This is a genomic window from Streptomyces actinomycinicus (assembly GCF_016741775.1).
Lineage (GTDB): Bacteria > Actinomycetota > Actinomycetes > Streptomycetales > Streptomycetaceae > Streptomyces > Streptomyces actinomycinicus.
Genome location: NZ_JAERRK010000059.1, coordinates 1 through 1,582, shown reverse-complemented (window position 1 = coordinate 1,582; position 1,582 = coordinate 1). Strand labels below are relative to the sequence as shown.

Sequence of the window (1,582 nt, the reverse complement as noted above, 5' to 3'; positions counted from 1 at the left end):
GGCTCCGGTTCGCTCTTGGTCTCGGGTTCGTCGGCGGGGTCGGCGGGTGTCTTGACGGAGTCCAGCAGGAGCTGGGCGACGTCGACGACCTGGATGGATTCCTTGGCCTTGCCGTCGTTCTTCTTGCCGTTGACGGAGTCGGTGAGCATGACGAGGCAGAACGGGCAGGCGGTGGAGACGATGTCGGGGTTGAGGGAGAGGGCCTCGTCGACGCGTTCGTTGTTGATGCGCTTGCCGATGCGCTCTTCCATCCACATCCGGGCGCCGCCGGCGCCGCAGCAGAAGCCGCGTTCCTTGTGGCGGTGCATCTCCTCGTTGCGCAGGCCGGGGACCTTGCCGATGATCTCGCGCGGGGGTGTGTAGATCTTGTTGTGGCGGCCCAGGTAGCAGGGGTCGTGGTAGGTGATGATGCCCTCGACCGGGGTGATTGGGATCAGCTTGCCCTCGTCGACGAGGTGCTGGAGCAGCTGGGTGTGGTGGATGACCTCGTAGTCGCCGCCGAGCTGCGGGTACTCGTTGCCGAGGGTGTTGAGGCAGTGCGGGCAGGTCGCGACGATCTTCTTCGCCGACTTCGGCTTCCGGGACTCGTCCGTGACCTTGCCGTCGTCGTCCAGCTCCTCGCCGAACGCCGTGTTCAGCGCGGCGACGTTCTCCATGCCGAGTTCCTGGAAGAGGGGCTCGTTGCCCAGGCGGCGGGCGGAGTCGCCGGTGCACTTCTCGTCGCCGCCCATGATCGCGAACTTCACGCCCGCGATGTGCAGGAGTTCGGCGAAGGCCTTGGTGGTCTTCTTGGCCCGGTCCTCCAGGGCGCCGGCGCAGCCGACCCAGTACAGGTACTCGACCTCGGTGAGGTCCTCGATGTCCTTGCCGACGACCGGGACGTCGAAGTCGACCTCCTTGGTCCACTCCAGGCGCTGCTTCTTCGCCAGGCCCCAGGGGTTGCCCTTCTTCTCCAGGTTCTTGAGCATCGTGCCCGCCTCGGAGGGGAACGCGGACTCGATCATGACCTGGTAGCGGCGCATGTCGACGATGTGGTCGACGTGCTCGATGTCGACGGGGCACTGCTCGACGCAGGCGCCGCAGGTGGTGCAGGACCACAGGACGTCGGGGTCGATGACGCCGTTGTCCTCGGCGGTGCCGATCAGGGGGCGTTCGGCCTCGGCCAGCGCCGCGGCGGGGACGCCGGCCAGCTGCTCCTGGGACGCCTTCTCCTCGCCCTCCATCGTCTTGCCGCCACCGGCGAGCAGGTAGGGGGCCTTGGCGTGGGCGTGGTCGCGCAGGGACATGATCAGCAGCTTCGGGGAGAGCGGCTTGCCGGTGTTCCAGGCGGGGCACTGCGACTGGCAGCGGCCGCACTCGGTGCAGGTGGAGAAGTCCAGCAGGCCCTTCCAGGAGAACTGCTCGACCTGGGAGACACCGAAGACGTCGTCGTCACCGGGATCGGTGAAGTCGATCGGCTTGCCGCCGCTCGTCATCGGGAGCAGGGCGCCCAGGGAGGTCTCACCGGTGGCGTTGCGCTTGAACCAGATGTTCGGGAAGGCCAGGAACCGGTGCCAGGCCACACCCATGTCGGTCTTCAGCG

The 1,582-nt window shown here is 67.2% G+C and carries 1 protein-coding gene; it reads right to left on the bottom strand.

The features are described from left to right. The coding region (locus JK359_RS38450) for a (Fe-S)-binding protein (RefSeq protein WP_201844372.1) at window positions 1-1,582 on the bottom strand (1,582 nt) is incomplete at both ends.